The organism is Arenibacter hampyeongensis (genome assembly GCF_002909255.1).
Taxonomy (GTDB): domain Bacteria; phylum Bacteroidota; class Bacteroidia; order Flavobacteriales; family Flavobacteriaceae; genus Arenibacter; species Arenibacter hampyeongensis.
This window is the reverse complement of the sequence record NZ_PIOB01000001.1, coordinates 627764-649470: the sequence shown is the minus strand read 5'-3', so window position 1 is coordinate 649470 and position 21707 is coordinate 627764. Positions and strand designations below refer to the sequence as shown.

The window sequence follows — 21707 nt, the reverse complement described above, 5'->3', positions numbered from 1 at the left end:
TTTCAAAATTTAATGGGCAAACTTTTAATTGTAGGCACCGTTGCCTTTGACGCTATAGAAACCCCTTTTGGCAAAACCGATAAAATCTTGGGAGGGGCTGCCACTTTTATAGGTTTGGCCGCTTCGCAGTTTAAAGTAAAATCTGCTATTGTATCCGTTGTTGGCGAAGATTTTCCACAGGAATATTTAGATTTATTGACCGATAAAAATATTGACATTTCTGCCTTGCAGGTTATAAAAGGGGGCAAAACTTTCTTTTGGAGAGGCAAATATCACAACGATCTAAATTCCAGGGATACCTTATCCACCGAATTAAATGTTCTGGCCGACTTCAACCCTATAGTTCCAAACAACTTTAAAGATGCCGACGTATTAATGTTGGGAAATTTACACCCAGACACTCAATTGAGTGTAATTAATCAGATGGAAGAACGACCAAAGTTAATAATTTTGGATACCATGAACTTTTGGATGGATAATGCCCTTGACGAATTGAAGGAAGTTATACGACATATAGATGTTATCACCATTAACGATGAAGAGGCCAGACAACTTACCAGTGAGCATTCCTTGGTAAAAGCTGCCGAGAAAATTCATGAAATGGGCCCTAAATTTGTAGTAATTAAAAAAGGGGAGCACGGAGCCTTGTTATTTCACAAATCGAAGGTATTTTTTGCACCTGCCTTGCCCCTGGAAGAAGTGTTTGATCCAACAGGTGCAGGCGACACCTTCGCTGGTGGTTTTGCAGGATATTTGGCAGAATCCGAAAACATAAGTTTTAATAACTTAAAGAGTGCGGTAATCCATGGTTCCAATTTAGCTTCATTTTGCGTGGAGCGTTTTGGTACGCAGAGAATGGAGAGATTGGAAAAGAAAGAAGCAAACGATAGGTTGGTCCAGTTTAAGGAGCTTACCCAATTTGATATTGAATTACAATAAATATGTGCCCTGGTCTAACGGGGCATTTTTAATTTAAAGTTACCATGAGCGACGCTATTAAGCATGAATGTGGAATTTCCCTGATTCGGTTATTAAAACCGTTGGAATATTATCAAGAGAAGTACGGGTCTGCCTTTTACGGTGTAAACAAGATGTACTTGATGATGGAAAAGCAACACAACCGAGGCCAGGATGGTGCCGGTTTTGCTAGTATTAAATTGGATATGGAAGCTGGCGAAAGGTATATGAGTCGGGTAAGATCCATTGACCAACAGCCCATACAGGACATTTTTGCACAAATAAACCAACGAATAAACACTTCGTTCAAGGAAAATCCAGAGTATGTAAATGACGTAGCCAAACAAAAAAAGCATATTCCCTATATTGGGGAAGTACTTTTGGGCCACGTACGGTATGGAACTTTTGGCAAAAACAGTATAGAAAGCGTACATCCTTTTTTAAGACAGAACAACTGGATGCACCGTAACTTGATCGTTGCCGGTAATTTTAACATGACCAATGTTAATGAACTTTTTGATAATCTTATTCAAATAGGTCAGCACCCCAAGGAAAAGGCGGATACCGTAACGGTAATGGAGAAAATTGGACATTTCTTGGATGATGCCGTAGCCCAACTCTATAAGGACATAAAGAAAGAAGGTTTTAATAAAAGGGAGGCCTCTCCAATAATTGCCGAAAGATTAAATGTTGCCAAAATTTTGAGAAGAGCGGCAAAAAACTTTGATGGTGGTTATGCCATGGCAGGTATGTTGGGGCATGGCGATTCGTTTGTTCTCCGGGACCCAGCCGGAATTAGACCTGTCTATTACTATCAAGATGAAGAGATTGCAGTAGTAGCCTCTGAAAGGCCCGCTATACAGACGGTTTTCAATGTTAGCTTCAATGATGTTAAAGAACTTGATCCAGGACATGCCATAATCATCAAAAAAAATGGTAAGATTAAATTCAAGAAAATTTTAGAACCTACTGAAAGAAAAGCCTGTTCGTTTGAACGTATTTATTTCTCCAGAGGAAGTGATAAGGAAATCTATCAGGAAAGAAAAATGTTGGGTAAATTGCTTTTCCCATTAATCCTGAAATCCATAGACAACGATATAAAAAATACCGTATTTTCATATATTCCCAACACTGCGGAAACCTCCTTTTTCGGAATGGTAATCGCTGCACAGAACTACATGAACAAAAAGAAAGAGGAACAAATACTTTCTATTGGTAGGAAAATAACAAGGGAAGAACTACACGAAATCTTAGAGGTAAGGCCAAGGATAGAGAAAGTGGCCATAAAAGACGCCAAACTTAGGACCTTTATAACACAAGACAGTAGTAGGGACGATTTGGTTGCCCATGTCTACGACATTTCCTATGGATCTGTGAATGAAAATGACAATTTGGTAATTATAGATGACAGTATAGTTCGTGGAACGACCTTGCAAAAAAGTATTCTCAGAATACTTGACCGTCTATTACCCAAAAAAATAATTGTGGTTTCTTCCGCACCTCAAATCCGTTATCCTGATTGCTACGGAATTGATATGGCCAAACTGGAAGATTTTGTTGCCTTTAAGGCTGCATTGGCCCTACATGAAGAAAGAAATACAATGCACCATGTGGAGGAAATCTACAAAAAATGCTTGAAACAAACCAATACACATGATTCTGAAGTTGTAAATTATGTGAAGGAATTCTATGCACCTTTTACAGCCGATGAGATTTCCGATAAAATTGGTCAATTATTAAGTCCACCAGACATTAAAGCAGAGGTACAGATTATATATCAAAATATTGAAAACCTTCATGAAGCCTGCCCAAAAAACTTGGGGGATTGGTACTTTACCGGTAATTACCCCACTCCAGGGGGCAACAGGGTTGTAAATAGGGCGTTTATCAACTTTTTCGAAGGCAAGAACGAACGGGCATATTAATAATTTCATCGATGAAGTGTATGTTTTTATGCACTTCATCGATGAAATACACTCTTTAACGTCTTTTTGATCAAAAACCTACTGCGCACCTGTACTTTAGTATTGCCATAGCATAAGTAGGTTAAGTTCATGGTAAGATTTGGGGCAAAAAAGGTGGAGACTTCTCCACCTTTTTTATTGGACCTAATTCAGGCTTCTTATCCCAGTTGTATTATATCCTATAATTCCTACTGTTTACCGAATAAGCTGTATTTCAACTTATTAAAGAGACATTCATCTAAAACCTTTTTCCTGCGGCTTGGTTTACTATACTTTTGGAGGACCATAGCATAAGTAGGTTAAGTTCATGGTAAGATTTGGGGAAAAAGGTAGAGCTATGCTCTGCCTTTTTATTTTTGCACAAGTCTGAATGGGATTATGGGAATAAGGTAGCGATCCGAAACATTATTTCCGAATTCCAAGTGCATGACTAGAAACCAAATTATAGAAATTATTTCGGAAGCAAATAGGACCAAGCAAGGACTTCTTATAGTGTAAAATGATTGTCAATATTGCAGGCAAACATGGTCCAATCCAAAATCATACTTCTAAACATGTTTCCCTTTTTCCCAACCATATTTTTCCAAATATTGTTTTCCACTCTCAATAGCCCCGTCCTCCAAGTTGGTGGCCATGGTATCATTCCACCTATTTAGAAATCCAAAGAGAGATATAACTCCCAACATTTCCACAATTTCGCCTTCATTCCAATGCTTGTACAATTGTTTCTTTATTTTTTGGTTCATGGTATTGGGTACTTGTGAAGCCGCCAAGGCAAAGTCCAATGCTGCACGTTCCGCCTCAGAGAATGCCTCATGTGTTCTATACTCCCAAATATTATCCAATTGTACCTGATCTGCCCCATAACGCTCTGCAGCACGAATGGCATGTGCTTGGCAATAACGACAACCAGTGGCATTACTACTTACCCAGGCCATCATTCGTTTCAAAGCAGAACTAACCCTGCCTTCATTTGCCATAACGGCCATGTTGAGGCTAATAAAGGCCTTGGAAATAGCTGGTCTATGTTGCATTGTTAATACAGAATTGGGACAGAATCCCAGAGTTTCATTGAAAAATTCAGACAACTTTTTGGTCTCTGAATCATGATCGGCATCTAAAGGATCTACTAGGGACATGGTTCGTGAATTATGTGTATTTTTGACCTATACAAGTAACGAAAAAAACACCTACATGACAAATCAAATCACTACCAAATGGCTTGGTAATATGGCCTTTGAAAGCAACAATCCCTCAGGCAATAACCTTGTTATAGATGTAGCACCTGAAAATGGGGGAGAAGGCATGGGATATAGACCAAAAGCCCTCATGTTAACTGCATTGGCCGGTTGTTCCGGACTCGATGTAGCTTCACTTATTAAAAAAATGAAACTGGAAGTTGAAGAGTTTAGAATTGAAACTATTGCCAACCTAACGGAAGAGGACCCCAAGTATTATGATAATGTATTAATAGAATATCATTTTAAGGGCAGTAACCTAAACGAAAAAAAATTGCAACGGGCAGTAGATCTTTCAGTTGAAAAATATTGCGGAGTGATGGAAATGTTCAGACAATTCTCGAAAATGGAGATTAAAACATATTTCAATAAACAATAATTACCACTTCTACTTGCCCATGATCAAAAGAGTTTTATTTCTGCTATGTGGTTTCTTATGGACCATTCATAGTTTACAGGCCCAGTTTACAGAAAATATTATATCCCATAAACAGGAAACTATAGTTACAGATCCATCAAAAGGAGAAAATAGTTATAAGCGCTGGGCCACCTTTCCTTCCAAAGACAAGGAAATACGGCAGATAGTGCTTAATCTTACTTTTGAGTGCCCGGATAATATGCGCTGTGCAGATTGGGATTATGTCGACCATATTAAAGTGCGGCCAAAAAATGATACGGTGAGCTATGAGATTGCCAGAATGCTAACACCATATGGCGGCAGATTTCAGGAAGACTGGCGCTTTGATTGGAACGTTGACATATCAGATTTTAGCCCGATTTTAAGGGACAGTTTGGAGGTAGATTACATCCATACCGGTTACGAAGATAACAAAACTCGAGGATGGAAGGTTACCGTAGATTTTGAAATAACTTACGGTAAACCTGTTGCGGAGCCACTCGCATTGTATAAAATTTACGACGGCAATTACAGTTATGGCGATAAAACCGATCCCATTGAAGATCATTTGATACCCATAACGCTAAAAGCCAATACCAGATCGACTTTCGGAAAGGTAAAGATCCACCAGACCGGGCACGGTATGGATGCCAATGGTTGCGGGGAATTTTGTGATAAATATAGGGAAATACAGTACAACGGCAATATTATAGATACCAAACAATTGTGGATGGAATGTGGCGACAACCCCCTATACCCCCAAGCAGGCACCTGGATCTTTGATCGGGCCAATTGGTGCCCAGGCTATTTATTACAACCGGACGAGGTAGGTTTCGATATAAATCCAGGACAAGAATTTACCATTGACCTAAATATGGAGCCCTATGAAACGGAAAAACCGAGTGCCAAGGAACTTCTCGTTGCCTATGTACTGGAATATGGGAAAATAAATTCTGATCATGATGTGACTTTGGTGGATATCATCTCCCCTTCCACTGAAAAAATCCATAGCCGCCAAATTGAAACGGGAGCCTTACCACTTGTTCGCTTCAAAAATAATGGCAAGAACAATTTAAAATCTTTTGAAGTCCATTATTATTTGGAGGGACAAAAACCTAAAAAATTTGGTTGGAAAGGAAACGTCCCTTATGGGGAAACAGCACTGTTGACATTGCCTGAGGAAATATATAGTGTAAAAGAGTCCACTACTTTTTTTGTGGAATTAAAAAGACCGAATGGCAAAAGGGATGGATTTGAGCGGGATAACGCCAAGAATTCGGTCTACACCACATCCAATATTTTGCCGGAATCCAGTATTATTTATTTTAAAACAAATAACAAACCGGGACAGAATACATACTCGGTTACTGATGGCAATGGCAAGGTGATATTTAAAAGGGATAGTTTAGACCTTAAGCCCAATACCGTTTATTTGGATACCCTAACGCTTCAGGAAGGCAACTATACTTTTAAGGTAGAAGATAAAGGGGGAGATGGACTTGAGTTTTGGTACAAGACAAAAGACGGACGGGGCGATGTTAAACTATTGGATACTTTAGGACAGGCCATAAAACATTTCAACTCCGATTTCGGGAGCAATATAATTTATAACTTTAATGTAAAACCAGAGGCTAGTTATCATTTGGACAACGAGCCGTCCATAACTGTATTCCCGGCACGGACCGAGGGCCCTATTACTCTGGATTATTTTGCCAACGACACAAAAGATGTGGAGGTCATCATTACCCAACAGGAAGATGAGAACATAATAGTGGAAACCCATTCCTACTTGAATTTTAGAAAGGGTACCTTGTCTTTCGACCTCTCCTATTTGCCTAAAATGCGATACTATATAAAAGTAGTTATTGATGGCGAGGAAGTGTTTAAAAATAGAATTAGGCTTAAGGAATAATTGCAATGCGCTGGACCATAAAACCAAGACCCGAACAACAACATATAGATGCAATGGCGACTTCGCTATGTGTAGAGGAATTGGTAGCCCAACTATTATTGCAGCGGGGCATTACCAACTATGAAGATGCCAAAAAGTTTTTCAGACCTCAGCTTTCGCATTTACACGACCCCTTCCTGATGAAGGATATGGACAAGGCCGTAGAACGGATCGAAAAGGCTATTTCCCTAGAGGAAAATATATTGGTGTTTGGAGACTATGATGTTGATGGCACCACCGCTGTGGCCTTGGTCTCATCCTATTTGGAAAGCACCTACCCTAATGTGGCCACCTATATCCCAGACCGGTACAACGAGGGCTATGGAGTGTCCTACCAAGGAATTGATTTTGCCGAGGATAATGGATTTACCTTAATAATAGCCTTGGATTGCGGGGTAAAAGCAATAGACAAGGTTGCTTATGCAAAGGAAAAAGGCATCGATTTTATTATTTGCGACCACCATAGACCTGGAAGTTCATTGCCCGATGCGGTAGCCGTATTGGATCCAAAAAGAGCAGATTGTTCCTATCCCTATGATGAACTGTGCGGCTGCGGGGTGGGATTTAAATTGATACAGGCGCTAGGTAGTAAAAAAGGGCAGACCACGGAGGATTTAATTCCATATCTAGATTTGGTAGCCACCGCCATTGGGGCAGATATTGTGCCTATTACTGGAGAGAACAGGGTTCTAGCCTATTGGGGACTTCAGGTAATTAACCAAAAACCAAGGGTTGGATTTAAGGCCATTATCAATCAGATAAAAAAACAAGTCCTTACCATCACAGATGTAGTTTTTATAATTGCACCGAGAATTAATGCCGCCGGGCGAATGGAGCATGGGCAGCATGCAGTAAATCTCCTTAAGGAAACCAATTTGGAACAAGCGGAATTTTTTGCCTCCGAAATTGAGAAGTACAATACGGACAGACGAAATCTAGATCAGGAAATAGCCAAAGAAGCGCTGCTACAGATTCAGGAAAATAAGGAAGAAGAAGGATTTACTTCCGTAGTCTATAAAGAAACTTGGCATAAGGGAGTAATCGGAATTGTTGCCTCGAGACTAATTGAAACCTATTACAGACCCACTTTGGTTTTTACAAAGAGTGGTGATAAATTGGCGGCTTCTGCACGATCCATCAAAGGTTTCGACGTATATGAAGCCTTGGAAGGTTGTTCGGATACCATTGAACAGTTTGGAGGACATATGTATGCCGCAGGACTTACACTTCTTGAAGAAAATTACGAAGCATTTAAAACCAAATTTGAGGAAGTGGTTTCAAGTACCATGGACCCTAATTTACTATCTCCCGAAATTATGGTGGACGCCATAATTAGCTTAGATCAAATTACCCCTAAATTAATGCGGATCATTAAACAATTTGCTCCTTTTGGGCCGGGAAATTTAACTCCCGTCTTCATGGCAGAAAATCTGAATGATACTGGTTATGCAAAAGTGGTTGGCCAGGAGGGAAAACATCTAAAATGTAAGCTTTTTGATAAAGTTAATGGATCAAAAAGGATGGCTATTGATGCGATTGGATTTAATTTAGGTAAGAATTTGCCTACAATTTTAAACAAATCGGTAAGTGCCGTATTTTCTTTGGAAGAGAACGAATGGCAGGGTAATATATCAATTCAAATGAAGCTTAGGGATATAAAAGAACATCTTAGTTATCAATATTAAATTATTAATAACCATAGATTATTGATAATTTAAGACATTAATAGGCTCTGATTACAAAACACGGTAAGAATACAGCTACATTTATATTTCGTTTGACCCATCTTCATTATTTTTTCAAATTCAGTAGGAGTTAAAAAAAATATACCTCCCATTTCAGCTCACAGTGGCCTCAAATTTTTTCAAGGACAAGGCAGATCCATCAAATTCCCCATAGGTAAAATAAGAAATCCAATCCCCCAAGTTTACATAGGTAGATTGGTCGTTTAGGGTGATTTCCAAAGGCAGGTGCCGATGTCCAAAAACAAAATAATCATAGTGCTGTTGTTCCAATTTTCGCTTGCAATATTGAACCAACCATTCGTTCTCCTCACCCAAAAATTTAATATCCCCATCTCCGGAAATCATCTTGTTCTTAACGGAAAGATATTGGGCCAATTTTACACCAAAATCCGGATGTAACCAATTATAAAGCCATTTGGAGACTGGATTGGTGAATACCTTTTTCATCCGCTTATATCCCTTGTCACCAGGACCTAGTCCATCTCCATGCCCTATTAAAAAAGAAGTCCCGTTTAAAAGAAAGGATTCAGGTCCATGAAATACAGGAATGTTCAACTCATCTTCAAAATATCCGTTCATCCATAAATCATGGTTGCCCACAAAATAGTAAACCGGAATCCCAGAATCTGTAATTTCTGCCAGTTTTCCCAAAGTACGGGTAAAGCCTTTGGGCACTACCGTTTTATATTCGAACCAAAAATCGAACAGATCCCCTAGAAGAAAAATAGCGGCCGCATCCTGTTTTATAGTATCCAACCATGCCACAAACCTTTTTTCACGAGGAAAACTAAGGTCCTTGGTAGGAGCTCCTAAATGATTATCACTGGAGAAGTAAATCTTTTTGCCCTTGGGAACGTCAATAGTTTTCATGCTGGGCGTTTTTAATTGTCAGAAGCATACCATTCCGCAAAGGAGGTATCGGTTTCTTGTAGTCTTAAAGAATGTAAGCTGATATTTTTGGGCAATCTGGCCTTAATTTTCTCAGCAAAATCCATAACCATATTTTCACTGGTCGGCTGGTAATCGGCCAATATTACATTGTGGCCCCTATCCGTTAATTCCTGTGCCAGTTCAATATGGGGAGTATTTTTATTAAAAACGGTGGCATGATCAAATTCATCTACAATCTCCTCTTTAACTATTTTCTTTAAATCCCCAAAATCGATAACCATTCCCAATTTAACATGGGCCGTATCGGTAATTGGCCGTCCAATTACGGTAACGGAAAGTTTATAACTGTGGCCATGTACATTTCTACATTTCCCGTCATAACCGTACAATGCATGTCCAGTTTCGAAATTAAACTGTTTGGTAATACGAATGTTGCCCATAATATTTATTTGGACTGCAAAGGTAATTTATTCTGTGAAACTATTTGTAGAGTACTGGCTGTGTCCAAGCCGCTTCGTATTTTATATCCTCAATAGGGTTTTCCTGAAGTTTCGTCGAAGTAATTTTACTTCTAACAAAAAGAATATCGTCCGTTATATCCAAATTGGCCTCAATACCATCAACAGATTTCAACACCTTGACTTCGGTTTCCCCTTTTAGGCAACCAAGGAAAGTAATGGTATAATTAATACCAGCTTCAGGTTCAACTTCCACCGTTAAATTCTTATTGTCATAATCCACAGCCTTTAGCGTTACTCCGGTGGTGGAATAGAAATCGCCCCTTTCCATAGCTTCGATTAGCGATGGTGCCGATAATGTGTCCGCCTGTACCATAACCCATCCTCTACCGGAATTACTCCATTTATGTCCCATTTTATGGTAATTGTGTGAATCATCCGTTGCCAACCCATACATAATGGGTTTTTGATTATTGATATAGGAAATATTGATCTGGTCCCACATTTCTTCTATGGAAATATGGGTAGAATCTCCCATATTGTGAACCATGGGATGGCCATTATACACTTCAAAAAATCGTTCTCCCCTTAAAGATTTCATATCTTCCAAGCTTATACTGTAAAAAAAGTTAGGGTGATTTATATGTGGCATAATGGGAACACCTGTTTCTCTTCGTTGCTCAAGTACTGCGTTCAAATTGTTTTGCATGACTTCTGAAATACTATTGCCCCCCTTGGGATCTATCTTTTGCTGAATATTGGTGGCATTCATGTGAACATGCTTATCCTCATATCTGTCCGTAATTTCCTCTGAATGAATTACCAAAAATTCTCCGGCCCTTTCAAATAATTTACTATACTCGGCATAGGTCTTTAATTTCACCTCCACTTTTCCGGAGTCCATTTTATAATCTACCCAATCTTCTCCATAGGTTTCCAAATACTTCTTAAAGCTATTTTGATAAATGGAATCTTCCCGAACCTGTATCCACTTTTCTTCCATAGAAATGGTATTATGATCAGATAGGGCTATAAATTGATAATCGTTCGACTTGTACCAATCCAATATAGGCTCAGGAAACTCGTCCCCATCGCTCCAAAATGAATGGGTATGTAAATTCCCTTTATACCACCTTTTCTTTACAGCTTCTTCAGAGTTTTTAGTTCTATCTCCACAGCTTCCCAGTACTAAAGCCATAGTCAACAATATAGAGGGTAAAACGTATTTCATATATAGTGTTATTTAGTAATTGAATCACAAAAGTTAGTGAAAAAGTATTAGAAACCAGACAATAAGCCAAAATCACAAATAAATAATTCATTGATCCAAAAGTTGATACGCATATACCACTAGGTGTAATACCAATTACATTTTCCGCTATTTTTACACGAATTTTAAAATCTTACAACCTTGGTAGAGCTTTTTGAGCAATTGGAATTTAAGGAGAATCCCCTTTTCGAAAAAGTGATCGAGGATATCCTAATTCAGAAATACAGTATTGTCGACGATTTTTTCTCTGTGGCAGAAGTTGCTCAATTACGGGATTCCCTACTCGCCAAATATGAAGAGGACGAGTTTAAAAAAGCAGCTATCGGGAATCGGGTCAACGAATTGATTGTGAAGGCGATACGTGGCGATTTTATTCTATGGATGGATGAAAAAAGCAATGATGTACTGGAACAACAGTTTTTTTTAAAAATCAATGAAATGGCCAATTATTTGAACAGGACCTGTTTTATGGGAATAATGTTCAAGGAATTCCACTATGCCATTTATCCGGAAGGAACTTTTTATAGGAGACATTTGGATACTTTTCAAAACGATGACCGTCGCAAGCTTTCCATGGTCTGTTATTTGAATGAATCAGACTGGGTGCCGGAAAAAGATGGTGGTGAATTGGTACTTTACCTCCCATCGGAAAATGGCGAAGTGGCAAAACATATCACCCCCTTTCCTGGTAGGGTCGTCATTTTTGAAAGTCAGGAACTGGAGCATGAGGTAAAACCAGCCCATCGTGAACGCCTGAGCATTACAGGTTGGTTAAAAACAAGATAAGTAGCTTACCTTTTAAATTTTCTATTGTTTTTAATTCGATTAACGAAATAAACTACCAATAAAACCAGGGCTAGTAGAGGGAAAACGAAGTTCCCGTTTAAGAACGATAAAATATCCATTTCTAAAGTTTAAAAAAACAAAACGATCAACATTGTCGGTTATTGTTTCCTCACAAAAAAAGCCACAATGGCCGAGGTGACGATTCCCATGGTCAAGGCACCAAAAACACTCTGAATCACATAACTTTTCAGACTAAAATAACTTTCGGCGGCCTCTTGGCTCATTTTACCCGAATCCACCGCAAACTTTATAATATTTGTGAAGTATTCAGGGGTAATAATGGTGCTGGTTATATATTGGGTAAGCGGACTTACCAAAGCAATGATTACGCTTAAGATTATACCGCTGATAAATCCCTGCTTCCAGTTCATTTTACCATTAAAATCCAGCTTTCTTTTGTCCAATAGTGCCAAAACGTAAACGGCGATGGCTATGACCGCAAAAAAATTGGTATAGATGGCGTGCTTTTCTATAAGTTGGTCATGCCAACCCATAGATTTCTCAAAGGCCATCCAAAGTAGCGTCGCCAATGAAAAAATCACGGCCCATTTTATTTCAATACGAAACTTTTTCATAATACTTACTATTTCTTAAATTTTGAGAGTGCGGATTTGGTTTCTTCAGAAATGGCCAATCGCCCTGTAATTTCCGCCCTGTTCGTCAATAGGGTGTCCCAATGACCAGTTCCTTCCCAGAGCACTTTCTTCCATTCTTGCAAGGCTTCAAGATTGTATCCAGCTAATTTTTCAGTGAAAATTTCCAATTCTTTGTCCATTTCCTCCAGTTTATCATAGACCTTGGAAAACAGTCCCTTTTCCAGTGCCCAGTAGGCATTTTTCCATTCATTGGGCGAGAGCGACAATTCCGAAATGCCGGCAAGACCTATTTTTCGCTGTACCGCTGGGGCAATAACCATAGGTGCTATGCCTATGGTAAGTTCGGACAAACGTATAGCAGCAGCTTCGCAGGCAAACACATAGTCACATGCCGATATAATTCCTACCCCACCTCCTACTGCCTTGCCCTGAACCCTTCCAACGATAAGCTTTTTACAAGTCCTCATGGCATTGATCAAATGGGCAAATCCGTTAAAGAAAACTTTTCCTTCGGATAAAGTACTTACTGCCACCAATTCATCAAATGATGCACCAGCACAAAAAGCCCTGTCCCCTTCGGATTTTAATACTATAAGGGTTACCTCATCATTAACTGATAACTCACCTAAGGTTGCGGTCAGCCTTTCCAATAGTTCCGCAACAAAGGAATTACTGGCAGGATGTCCAAACTCTACAGTGGCGACCCTATTTACAATGTTGGTATATAAACTTCCGTTTGATCGGGTAGTGCCCATATTATTCTTGTTAATTGTTATCTTTCCTAAATTTCGGCCGACACTTAATATAGAAGGCCGAAAGTTTTAGGTAGCATTTCAAAATTAAACGTTTTGAAGAAGCGGACGAAACTTTCTTCTAAATTTCCAAACCAATGCGCCTCCCCTAATAAACATCCAAAGGGTAAAAGCAAGCCAAATACCATAAAGCCCCCAATCAAGATATTTTCCTAGAAAGAGCAAAGGAACAAAACCTAGGAAGGTGGCGACCAGCAAAACATTCCTAAGATATTTCATTTCTCCCAAACCTTTAAAAAGTCCGTCGAAAACAAAAGCGACCATATTCATCGGTACACCAAGGATTACAATAAAAAATATGGAGTAGAAGGTTTGTAATACCGAAATATCGTTGGAAAATATACTCCCTATTGGTCTGTAGAACACGAAACCCGCAACAACAAGAATTAAGCTTATTACAAAGCCGTAGAGCATAATTTTTTTGGCCAATTCCCATAGACCATCGTAGTTCTTGGCACCCAATAACTTACCGCCCAAAATATTCCCCGCTGCTCCATAGCCATCAATAAAAAAGGCCGAAAAAAGCCAAAGATTTATGGCGATGGTATGGGCCCCAATATACTTGTCGCCCAAGGCCGTTGCCTCCCTTACCGCCAAAATTAAGGCAGTGTTTAAGGCTATAGCCCTTACAAATAGGTTTAGGCTCATGACCACCAATCTACCCAATTCAGGGTGTAATGGGAATTTAAGGGCCAAGCTGATATTTGTTTTTAAAATAAGAAGAATAAATGCCATTACAGCCATTATACCCTGAGCAATTAAACTGGCCCAAGCAGCTCCTTCCAAGAACATAGGGGAAATAATCCCTTCCACCCCATATACGAGTACAAAGTCAAGGCCTATATTCATAACCGCCCCTGTGATAGCAATCAACATAGGATAGAAAGTATTCTGTAAACCTCGAAAAATACCCATTACGGCAAATACGAATAAGGTCAAGGGAAATCCCCAAACCCGAATAGAGTAGTAAGAAATACAGAGTTCCAAGATTCTACCTTTGGCGTTGAGCAAGACAAATATTTCCTCAACAACAAAAATGGTGGAAAGGAGGATAACAATACTCAAAAGAATGTTTAAAAAGATAGCCTGTGCCGGGAGTGTTTTAACCCTATCCAACTTCCCCGCGCCCAAGTACTGTGACAATATCGCGGAAATAGCGCTACGGGTTTGGCCTAAAATCCATATCAACATAGATAAAAACGCGCCCACTATTCCTGCTGCTGCCAAGGACTCCATTCCATCTTGGGGTATGTTGCCCACTATGGCTGTATCGGTAATGGACAGCAATGGTTCCGCAATACCCGCTATGGTAGCCGGAATAGCAAGATTATTAATAGTTTTAAAATTTATCACTGTCTTCAAAATAAATGCTTTATCAAATTAATTCTTAATAATGAAAGGGACATTCTCCATTGACAAATGACATTCGCAAGACTATTTTTAGCTCAGGTCTTACTAATATTAAGAATAACCGGAATTTCCAATATCTTTGCCAATCGAATCATGCACGGTTAAATTTAATTTGTAAATTTATACTATTCATGAAGAATCGAATCATGAAAGGGGCTTTCCCTTTTATTGACAATAACCAATAAATTCAATTATGCCATACCTGACCAGCAAACTAGTATTGGTGTAAGATGTAATTAAAACTGAACTTAGGAAATGATCCATAACAATTCCAGTTGTTAACCCTAATGATTATTATGGCGAATAACTCCCTATAGTCATCGGGATGACCAATATTAAAATAAATACAAACAGATGAAAAATATCCTTGTTCCCATTGGAACCTCTGAGAATGCGCACGAAACATTACAATATGCGGTGGACTTCGCCACCGAATTTGATTCCAATATTTATGTAATGGAAGTATTTAGTGTCAGTGCAAGTGCAAGTACCTTGGCAAATATCAGGGAAAAACTTGCCGAAAGCAGTAAGGAACACATAAAAGCCGTCATAGAAAAGGTGGATTCTAAAAACATAAACATTAAGATGGCCACTTATAACGGTGACATCGTAGACGGACTAAAGGATATTGATAAGGACCTGGGTATAGATTTAATTATTTTGGCTCCCAGAAGTAACGACATACAGGAGGAATTGTACTTAGGGCACACTTCAGGGAAAATCGTAAAACAAACAGATATACCCACCCTAATAGTACCGAAGGGGACTGTTTTTAAGCCGTTTAAAACAATTTTGACAGCCTTTAAATCCGGGGTATTAAAGCAAAAAAGCATTTTATACCCATTGATAGAAATTAAGAAAAAGTTCGATTCCAAGGTGAGCCTACTTTTTGTAAAAACGCCCGGCTACACCAAAGAAGACCTTAAAATAAACATGTCCTTAATGGGCCTCAGTTCTGAACTTACCCAATCTGAAAATCCTTCTACATACTTAGGGGTATTACAGCATTTTGAGGCAAAACACCCAGACTTGTTATGTGTTTTTAGAAAAAAAAGGGGGTTCTTTAAGAAACTGTGGGAAAAAAACACCATTCCCAAATCGGAATTTTACGCCCCAGTCCCCGTTTTGGTGCTTAGTGTGAAAAAAGATTAATAAATTTGGAATAAGCTTGAATTGTACTTTGATAGTGTTAGAAAAAGTATTTTCTTTGCGGCAGCCAAAATTGGGGGATTAGCTCAGCTGGCTAGAGCGCTTGCCTGGCAGGCAAGAGGTCACCGGTTCGACTCCGGTATTCTCCACGATCAAGCGCAATTGGTTTTGCGTTTTAAAACTTAGGAAAGTCACTCAAGTTTATTTGAGTGACTTTCGTGTTTTAAAGGGCCTATGCCAATAGGCCTAACCAATTGCATTTGCAGGATTGGATATCTTGCGGAGCAACGCAGTTACTCCGGTATTCTCCACCAATAAATACAGAGCTTCAAGAGTTTTTAACTTTTGAAGTTTTTTTATTTGCACGCGAAACATGTTAAAAATTATTTTGACATCAAATGATTTCATTGGATGTCAAATTTTGGCAAATATCTAGCTTTCCCTTCGCAGCAATTTTTCGACATCTTCCCGGAAAGTCTCCCCAACGGAAAGTTCCCTGTCCGCCAAAAAAATACTGTTTTTGCGAATGGCCGTGATTGCATCAATAGCCACCGAATAGGATTTATGGATCCTAATAAATTTGTTAGGAGGCAGTTCCCTGTCCAGTTCCTTGAAACTTGTTCGCACTACTAATGGATGTTCGGCACTCTTTAAATGAAACTTGATATAATCTCCATAGCCCTTCATCCAAATAATTTCATCGAAGACTATTTTTACCTGGCTGTAATCGACATTTACGTAAAAATGGTCTTTTACCGTCTTGATCGGCGCAGTATGTTTCGTGGATTTTAAGTCAAAGAGTTCCTTGGCGCGATGGCAGGCTTTTATAAAACGTTCCAACCCCACAGGTTTTACAAGATAATCCACAACGTCCAGATCATAGCTTTCCACAGCATATTGTTTGTAGGCAGTGACAAATATTACGAGCGGCTTTTTTTCAAGGCTGGCAATAAATTGGAGTCCGGTCAGGCCAGGCATTTGAATATCGATAAATACAAGGTCTACAGGGTGCTGCGCCAAAGTTTCCATGGCCATAAAAGCATTGTTGCAAGTAGCAACCAGATTCAAGAAAGGCACTTTACTTATGTTGTCCTTTAGCAGCTCCAATGCCAGGGGCTCGTCATCTATGGCGATACAGTTTATCATGGTTCAAATGTTAATTCAAGGGTAACGCTAAACCAATCATCGGTCTTATCGATAGCGAGACTATGGTTCTTTCCATATAAAAGCTGTAACCGTCGCTGAACATTGGTAAGGCCGATCCCCGAGACTTTGTCCTTTACTTTATCTTTCTCGAGGTATTTATTTTTCACTCTAAAAATAAGCCTGTTGTTAAAGGTCTGTAATGAAATATTGATTTCAGGGTCTTTTGTCAATCCCGTACCATGTTTAAAGGCATTTTCCACAAAGGGAATCAGGAGCATGGGTTCAATAGCGTGCCAATCTTCCTTAGGTTTCAAATCGACGACTAGGGCAAGTCGATCGCCAAAACGAAGCTTTTGTAAGTCTATATAGCTTTGTAGGTAATCCACCTCGCTTCTCAGCAATACTTTGTCCTCGTCTGTATCATATAGCATGTATTGCATCAAGGAGGAGAGTTTGATGATGGTAGGCTCCAGTTCTTCACTTTTAAGTCGCACCAAGGCCACAATATTATTGAGCACGTTGAACAAAAAATGGGGACTGATCTGGGAACGCAAAAAAGAGAGTTCCGTTTTTAAGTTCTCGCTTTCACGCTCTTGGGCAATACGTTCCATTCTGACCCTGTCGGAAACCGACTTGAAAACGGTGCCTATTAAGACAAAAAACAGGAAAGGAAGCCCGTTGAATACAATCCCCTTGAAAAAAGAATAAGGTTGTTCCGTTATTAGAACCCCGTACAACCATCGGTTGAGCAACAAAATTCCCGCAAAAAAAGTGATATTGCCAAGAAAAAATAGAAAAATCTTTTTTTGAAACAATAATCTGGGAACAAGAACGAGGGTGTTCAAGTAGAACGTCGTCGCCCAAAATATGTTCATAATACTGTTCAAATGAAGAATCCTTCTTGTTAATTCCGATCTGGGGCCACCTTCTTCGACCTGTAACGCTAAAATATAGGGTAAAAAGAAAAGTGCCGTCCAAACCAATATGTGTACGATGACTTTTTGATATTTTTTTAAAGAAGTAAAATCAAGTTTCATTAATAATTTTTGATGATGATTGACAAGATAATCAAAACGTAGATAAGCGCATAACAGAACATTGCAATGACTTTACAAAATTCAGGCTAATGGGACTAGTTGAGAAAACAAGAAAACGGCCCTTTGATTCACCGAAGGACCGTTTTCTATTAAATATTAGGCTTTTATTTGAACACATATTATGGCCTAACCAATGAAGATATTTTGATAATGAGTTTCTTCACCGTCTTTTACGATAATGGTATAGTTGCCGTTTATTGCGTTTTCAAAATTGATTACTTTCCCAATAACCAATTCGCCTTTTGTAGATTCCTTGAAAACGGTATTGTTACGGCTATCCACTATTTCAATATCCACTTTTTGCTGATCGCCATTGAACAGGTTTATAGCTATTTTGTCACCTGTTTTTCTGAAAATTGGTTTGGCTGTGTTCTCCTCCTTGTTCCTGATCCTAATTTCATTACTATCAATAACGAAAGTATAGACTACGGATGAAAAGGAATTCTCAATGGTAAAATAATAAGTGCCGATCTCAAGGTCTTTAAGGTTGAACTTTTTGGCATAATTCGCATTGAGAATATTCTCCGAAAAAATGGTCTTTGCATTCTCATCGGTCATTCTGATTTTGGATTCCATTGATTGGCCATCCATTTCAAATATTAGGCTTTTTGAATCGATTCCAGATGTCAAACTGATTTTAGGATTGTTTGCCATGCTTGTCATTGTTATGAACATAACGGACAATACTGCTATACTCTTTAAAAACTTTTTCATGCTATTATAATTTTAAGTCTGCTTTATTACAGAGGGTTATTACTGATTTACAGGACAAACTTACGCCACTAAATCAGGCATTTTTTAAAAATGCGATGAACCCGAAAAAGTTTGCGATGAATCTGGAAAATTCATCGATTAATCAAGCATTCTTGTTCTCTTAAAATAATGGAGTCTAATTTCGGGGACTGTTTTTTCCTGAATGACAATAATAACGATCGGTGAATTTTTGGCTTTAAAAAAAACGATAGGTGGCCTTGATCAAAAAGGTATTGTCTTTTTTGTTTCCAAATATCTGGGCATCAAGATTTCTTCCCAGAGAGTCTATTGGATCACCATTCCCAGTAACCCCTTGAGACCAAACCAAGAAAATTTCGGATCCTGGAACGTACTCCAAACGCACTACCAAATTCGAACGAAATTGCACGAAAGCAAAATCGGGATCGCTAATTTCATAGTCGGTAGTACCATCAAGATTTTCGTCAATCAAATAATTACCAGCGCCCAATGGTCTTGCAATCTGATTTGAATCGTACCAAGTTACCCTTTGATCCAAATCATCAGCAATGGAATTGTTCACAAAATTGAAGTCAGAATATATACCTCTGGCAATAAAAGGCTGGCCATAGTATTGAATAGATAAATTGGGATTGATACTGTAATTAAACCGGATGGAAGTACTAAAAGTACGGTTATCAATATGTGCCATAATGTACCTAGGAGCACCTTCAAAACTTGTTTCGGTTACATATTGTGTTTTATTGGGGTTCTCCTCATACTCTATTTCTGTGGAGAAACTAAACGCGTCAAAGGGTTGGTAGTTAAATTCGATACTATAATGTACCAATGAAAAATTGTTCTGTTTTGACTGACTGTTGACATATCCCAAAGTATAATTGAACTTTTTTCTTCGATCAGAACCGACCTGCAATGAAAAAAAGTTCTCATCGGACCAACGCCATCTTGGTCCACCTCTTAAAGCCGTATTTGAAAAAATACGAGGTTTGTGGGCTGCCAAGAACTCAGTAGACCAATTATTTTTATAGTTTATATAACCCGCCAATTCGTATAGCATACGGTTATAATTTCCCTCATAATCATAAGTCGTATATTGTTCAATACCGATTTGGGCCCTTCTATAGAAACTATTGGGCCTTAAAAAAAGGTGTTGAATTTGGGCAAATTGCCGAATCTCATCGGCCTGCCTAAGAAAACCCACATCGTTTAGTTCGAGTTCGGGAGATTTCCAAATAAAACCACCATTGTAACGCCAGTTGCCCCCTCCGGCCTTGCCTACCTTCAATTTTCCACCTGTACCCGTAAGTGAGGTCCGGTCAGTTTCGACTGCTACATGACTTGCATCTACCCGCTGAAAAAGATGGGTAATGCTGTTCTGCGTAATGGCAATGGCCTCCTTACTGCCATTTACCATACTAGTCACGAAATTTCCTTCAATGTAATAATTCCTATTCCCCCAATTGTGTCTAAAGTCGATTCCGCCTGTATAAGCTGACTTGTGAAGAAATTCCAGATTATCCGGTAAGTTTCTATTGGTTGCTGTAAAAATTCCGCCGAAATATGAATTACGATGGTTAAAATCTTTTTGTAAACGGCCTACAAGATAATTCGTCAAGGGTTCAACCATCTCTTTTCTTCTGTCTCCATTATTATCAATCTCGGCGAACATTTTTCCAGTAACACTTTCAAGCAGGCCGATAGACCATCCTTTTTTGGTTTTTCCCGAAAATTTGGCCGCTCCTAGAATGGTTGTATTTATGGGTGACTCGGCGAACTCCAAGTCTGAAATATTGGCCGTACCATGTGGGCTTCGACCTATACGCCGACTATAAAAAACATTATCGTTGCCATCTGATAATTGATAATTGAAAATATTCTTGTTCTCAACGAAAAATGGCCGTCTCTCTTCAAAGAAGATCTGAAATCCGTCCAAGGCAATTGCACCGGGATCAGCATCAACCTGACCAAAATCGGGGTTTACCGTAAGATCTAAGGTCAGATCATTGGTTATTCCAATCTTGGCATCCAAGCCGCCATTAAACTTAAGGTCGCTCCCATCACGAAAAGGATTGTCTTCTATTTTTGGGTAAGTATCCAATTGTGTGACAATAAAAGGCTGTATCTCCAGTTGTTTTTGGGGCTGTATATCAACTAGTCCCCTAAGAATGCCCATTTCACTCACCCAGCCCGGTGCATCTTGAGACATCGCCTGCCATACAGCCTGTTCATCTTGAGCGAAAATTTTTCTGTTGATCTGAAGACCCCATATCTGTTCTTTGGCCTTGCCGAATTTTACTTGGCTAAAAGGTATTTTCATTTCAGCGGTCCAACCTTCTTCATCTATTTTGGCATCCCCAAACCACACGGGGTTCCAACTAGGGTCCCAGTTTTTACCGTTTTCTGCCAAAAATCCATCCCCTTTTACCCCCGCTGCAGTCATATTGAAAGCAAAGGCGGTTCTCTTATCTCCATAACTATCGATATCAACATCGATCCAGTCTCCGGCAAACTTGTCTCTACGTGCCAATCTACGCTCAACATTATTGCTATCGGAATCAAAACATCGAACTCCTACATATAAGAATTTGTCATCGTAAAGAATTCTAAATTTAGTTTGCTGGCTCGGAGTCGCTCCGTTATTGGGTTCATTTTCTGTAAAATCACCCGACCATTCGACCAAGTTCCATACTGCATCACTGAGGTCACCATCTATTGTTGGAGGTTCCTCATAACCAATACTCCTCGTTACATAGGTCCTCTTGGGAATCTTGTCAATCGTCTTTAAAGTGTCTTGAGCGAACACAATACATTGAGAAGAAAGAAAGATTATAGTAAACAAATAGGACTTGCCCATAATCTGGTTTTGGTTACTGTCAAAAATATAAAATATGTTACGGCAAATCCTCTTTTTATGGTTACATTTTAATGGGTCTCGAACACAGCAAATGGTCCTGGACTTTTAGGGTGTCAAAGGGTAGGTAAGCGTACACAAAAGATATACTTAGTTATTTACCCAAAGGCATTATCGCCATATCTATTCAGCAATGT

Annotated in this window: 18 protein-coding genes and 1 tRNA gene; 8 read left to right on the top strand and 11 right to left on the bottom strand. The window is 39.1% G+C overall.

The genetic code is table 11. From position 1 onward, the window contains the following. The first annotated feature begins 12 nt into the window (after positions 1-12). Both CWD91_RS02605 and CWD91_RS02600 read left to right on the top strand, forming a co-directional pair. Positions 13-939, top strand: coding sequence for a PfkB family carbohydrate kinase (locus tag CWD91_RS02605; RefSeq protein ID WP_103439371.1), 927 nt, complete (start codon positions 13-15; stop codon positions 937-939). Between the two features lie 44 nt (positions 940-983). After that, positions 984-2882 carry an amidophosphoribosyltransferase gene (locus tag CWD91_RS02600; RefSeq protein WP_103439370.1) on the top strand — a complete coding sequence of 633 codons (1899 nt, stop codon included), beginning with the start codon at positions 984-986 and terminating at the stop codon, positions 2880-2882. A 587-nt stretch (positions 2883-3469) separates the two neighbouring features. Here CWD91_RS02600 and CWD91_RS02595 read toward each other — a convergent pair. Beyond that, the gene (locus tag CWD91_RS02595) at positions 3470-4060 is read right to left on the bottom strand and encodes a carboxymuconolactone decarboxylase family protein (protein ID WP_103439369.1); all 591 of its coding nucleotides are present in this window, start codon (positions 4058-4060) and stop codon (positions 3470-3472) included. Positions 4061-4115: 55 nt separating this feature from the next. Here CWD91_RS02595 and CWD91_RS02590 point away from each other — a divergent pair, with 55 nt between their 5' ends. From CWD91_RS02590 to recJ, 3 genes are read left to right on the top strand one after another with little or no spacing between them, the layout of a single operon-like run. Next, positions 4116-4538, top strand: a complete 423-nt coding sequence (locus CWD91_RS02590; RefSeq protein WP_103439875.1) for an OsmC family protein — start codon at positions 4116-4118, stop codon at positions 4536-4538. A 19-nt stretch (positions 4539-4557) separates the two neighbouring features. Continuing rightward, a complete protein-coding gene (locus tag CWD91_RS02585) occupies positions 4558-6468 on the top strand; it encodes a peptide-N-glycosidase F-related protein (protein WP_103439368.1) in 1911 nt (636 codons plus the stop codon). Between the two features lie 5 nt (positions 6469-6473). Then, positions 6474-8192, top strand: coding sequence for a single-stranded-DNA-specific exonuclease RecJ (gene recJ, locus CWD91_RS02580; protein ID WP_103439367.1), 1719 nt, complete (start codon positions 6474-6476; stop codon positions 8190-8192). A 153-nt stretch (positions 8193-8345) separates the two neighbouring features. Here the strand turns inward: recJ and CWD91_RS02575 are convergent, their stop codons facing one another. Genes CWD91_RS02575 through CWD91_RS02565 form a run of 3 tightly spaced genes read right to left on the bottom strand, consistent with a single transcriptional unit; the run spans position 8346 to position 10832 of the window. After that, the gene (locus CWD91_RS02575) at positions 8346-9113 is read right to left on the bottom strand and encodes a UDP-2,3-diacylglucosamine diphosphatase (protein ID WP_103439874.1); all 768 of its coding nucleotides are present in this window, start codon (positions 9111-9113) and stop codon (positions 8346-8348) included. Positions 9114-9133: 20 nt separating this feature from the next. Next, entirely contained in the window at positions 9134-9583 is a 450-nt protein-coding gene (locus tag CWD91_RS02570) for a 6-pyruvoyl trahydropterin synthase family protein (protein WP_103439366.1), read from the bottom strand. A 40-nt stretch (positions 9584-9623) separates the two neighbouring features. Continuing rightward, the gene (locus CWD91_RS02565) at positions 9624-10832 is read right to left on the bottom strand and encodes a CehA/McbA family metallohydrolase domain-containing protein (protein WP_103439365.1); all 1209 of its coding nucleotides are present in this window, start codon (positions 10830-10832) and stop codon (positions 9624-9626) included. Between the two features lie 180 nt (positions 10833-11012). On the opposite strand from CWD91_RS02565, the gene CWD91_RS02560 reads away from it, so the two are divergent. Beyond that, a complete protein-coding gene (locus tag CWD91_RS02560; RefSeq protein ID WP_103439364.1) occupies positions 11013-11657 on the top strand; it encodes a 2OG-Fe(II) oxygenase in 645 nt (214 codons plus the stop codon). A 158-nt stretch (positions 11658-11815) separates the two neighbouring features. Here the strand turns inward: CWD91_RS02560 and CWD91_RS02555 are convergent, their stop codons facing one another. The 3 genes from CWD91_RS02555 to CWD91_RS02545 all read right to left on the bottom strand — a co-directional run bounded on the left by CWD91_RS02555 (position 11816) and on the right by CWD91_RS02545 (position 14487). Beyond that, entirely contained in the window at positions 11816-12292 is a 477-nt protein-coding gene (locus CWD91_RS02555; RefSeq protein ID WP_103439363.1) for a DUF4199 domain-containing protein, read from the bottom strand. Between the two features lie 8 nt (positions 12293-12300). Continuing rightward, positions 12301-13068, bottom strand: coding sequence for an enoyl-CoA hydratase/isomerase family protein (locus tag CWD91_RS02550; protein ID WP_103439362.1), 768 nt, complete (start codon positions 13066-13068; stop codon positions 12301-12303). 84 nt (positions 13069-13152) lie between these two features. After that, positions 13153-14487 carry an MATE family efflux transporter gene (locus CWD91_RS02545; protein WP_103439361.1) on the bottom strand — a complete coding sequence of 445 codons (1335 nt, stop codon included), beginning with the start codon at positions 14485-14487 and terminating at the stop codon, positions 13153-13155. A 402-nt stretch (positions 14488-14889) separates the two neighbouring features. Between CWD91_RS02545 and CWD91_RS02540 the strand changes: the two genes are divergently transcribed. Both CWD91_RS02540 and CWD91_RS02535 read left to right on the top strand, forming a co-directional pair. Beyond that, on the top strand, positions 14890-15687 hold the full coding sequence (locus CWD91_RS02540; protein ID WP_103439360.1) for a universal stress protein: 798 nt from the start codon (positions 14890-14892) through the stop codon (positions 15685-15687). 72 nt (positions 15688-15759) lie between these two features. Then, positions 15760-15833 (top strand) — tRNA-Ala (locus CWD91_RS02535). A 283-nt stretch (positions 15834-16116) separates the two neighbouring features. Here CWD91_RS02535 and CWD91_RS02530 read toward each other — a convergent pair. The 4 genes from CWD91_RS02530 to CWD91_RS02515 all read right to left on the bottom strand — a co-directional run bounded on the left by CWD91_RS02530 (position 16117) and on the right by CWD91_RS02515 (position 21513). Next, positions 16117-16830 carry a LytR/AlgR family response regulator transcription factor gene (locus CWD91_RS02530; RefSeq protein ID WP_103439359.1) on the bottom strand — a complete coding sequence of 238 codons (714 nt, stop codon included), beginning with the start codon at positions 16828-16830 and terminating at the stop codon, positions 16117-16119. Next, positions 16827-17867, bottom strand: coding sequence for a sensor histidine kinase (locus CWD91_RS02525; protein WP_103439358.1), 1041 nt, complete (start codon positions 17865-17867; stop codon positions 16827-16829). Before CWD91_RS02525 ends, CWD91_RS02530 begins: the two co-directional genes overlap by 4 nt. A gap of 186 nt (positions 17868-18053) precedes the next feature. Then, on the bottom strand, positions 18054-18641 hold the full coding sequence (locus CWD91_RS02520; protein ID WP_157943704.1) for a hypothetical protein: 588 nt from the start codon (positions 18639-18641) through the stop codon (positions 18054-18056). A 235-nt stretch (positions 18642-18876) separates the two neighbouring features. Further along, positions 18877-21513, bottom strand: a complete 2637-nt coding sequence (locus CWD91_RS02515; protein WP_103439356.1) for a DUF5916 domain-containing protein — start codon at positions 21511-21513, stop codon at positions 18877-18879. Between the last annotated feature and the right edge of the window lie 194 nt (positions 21514-21707).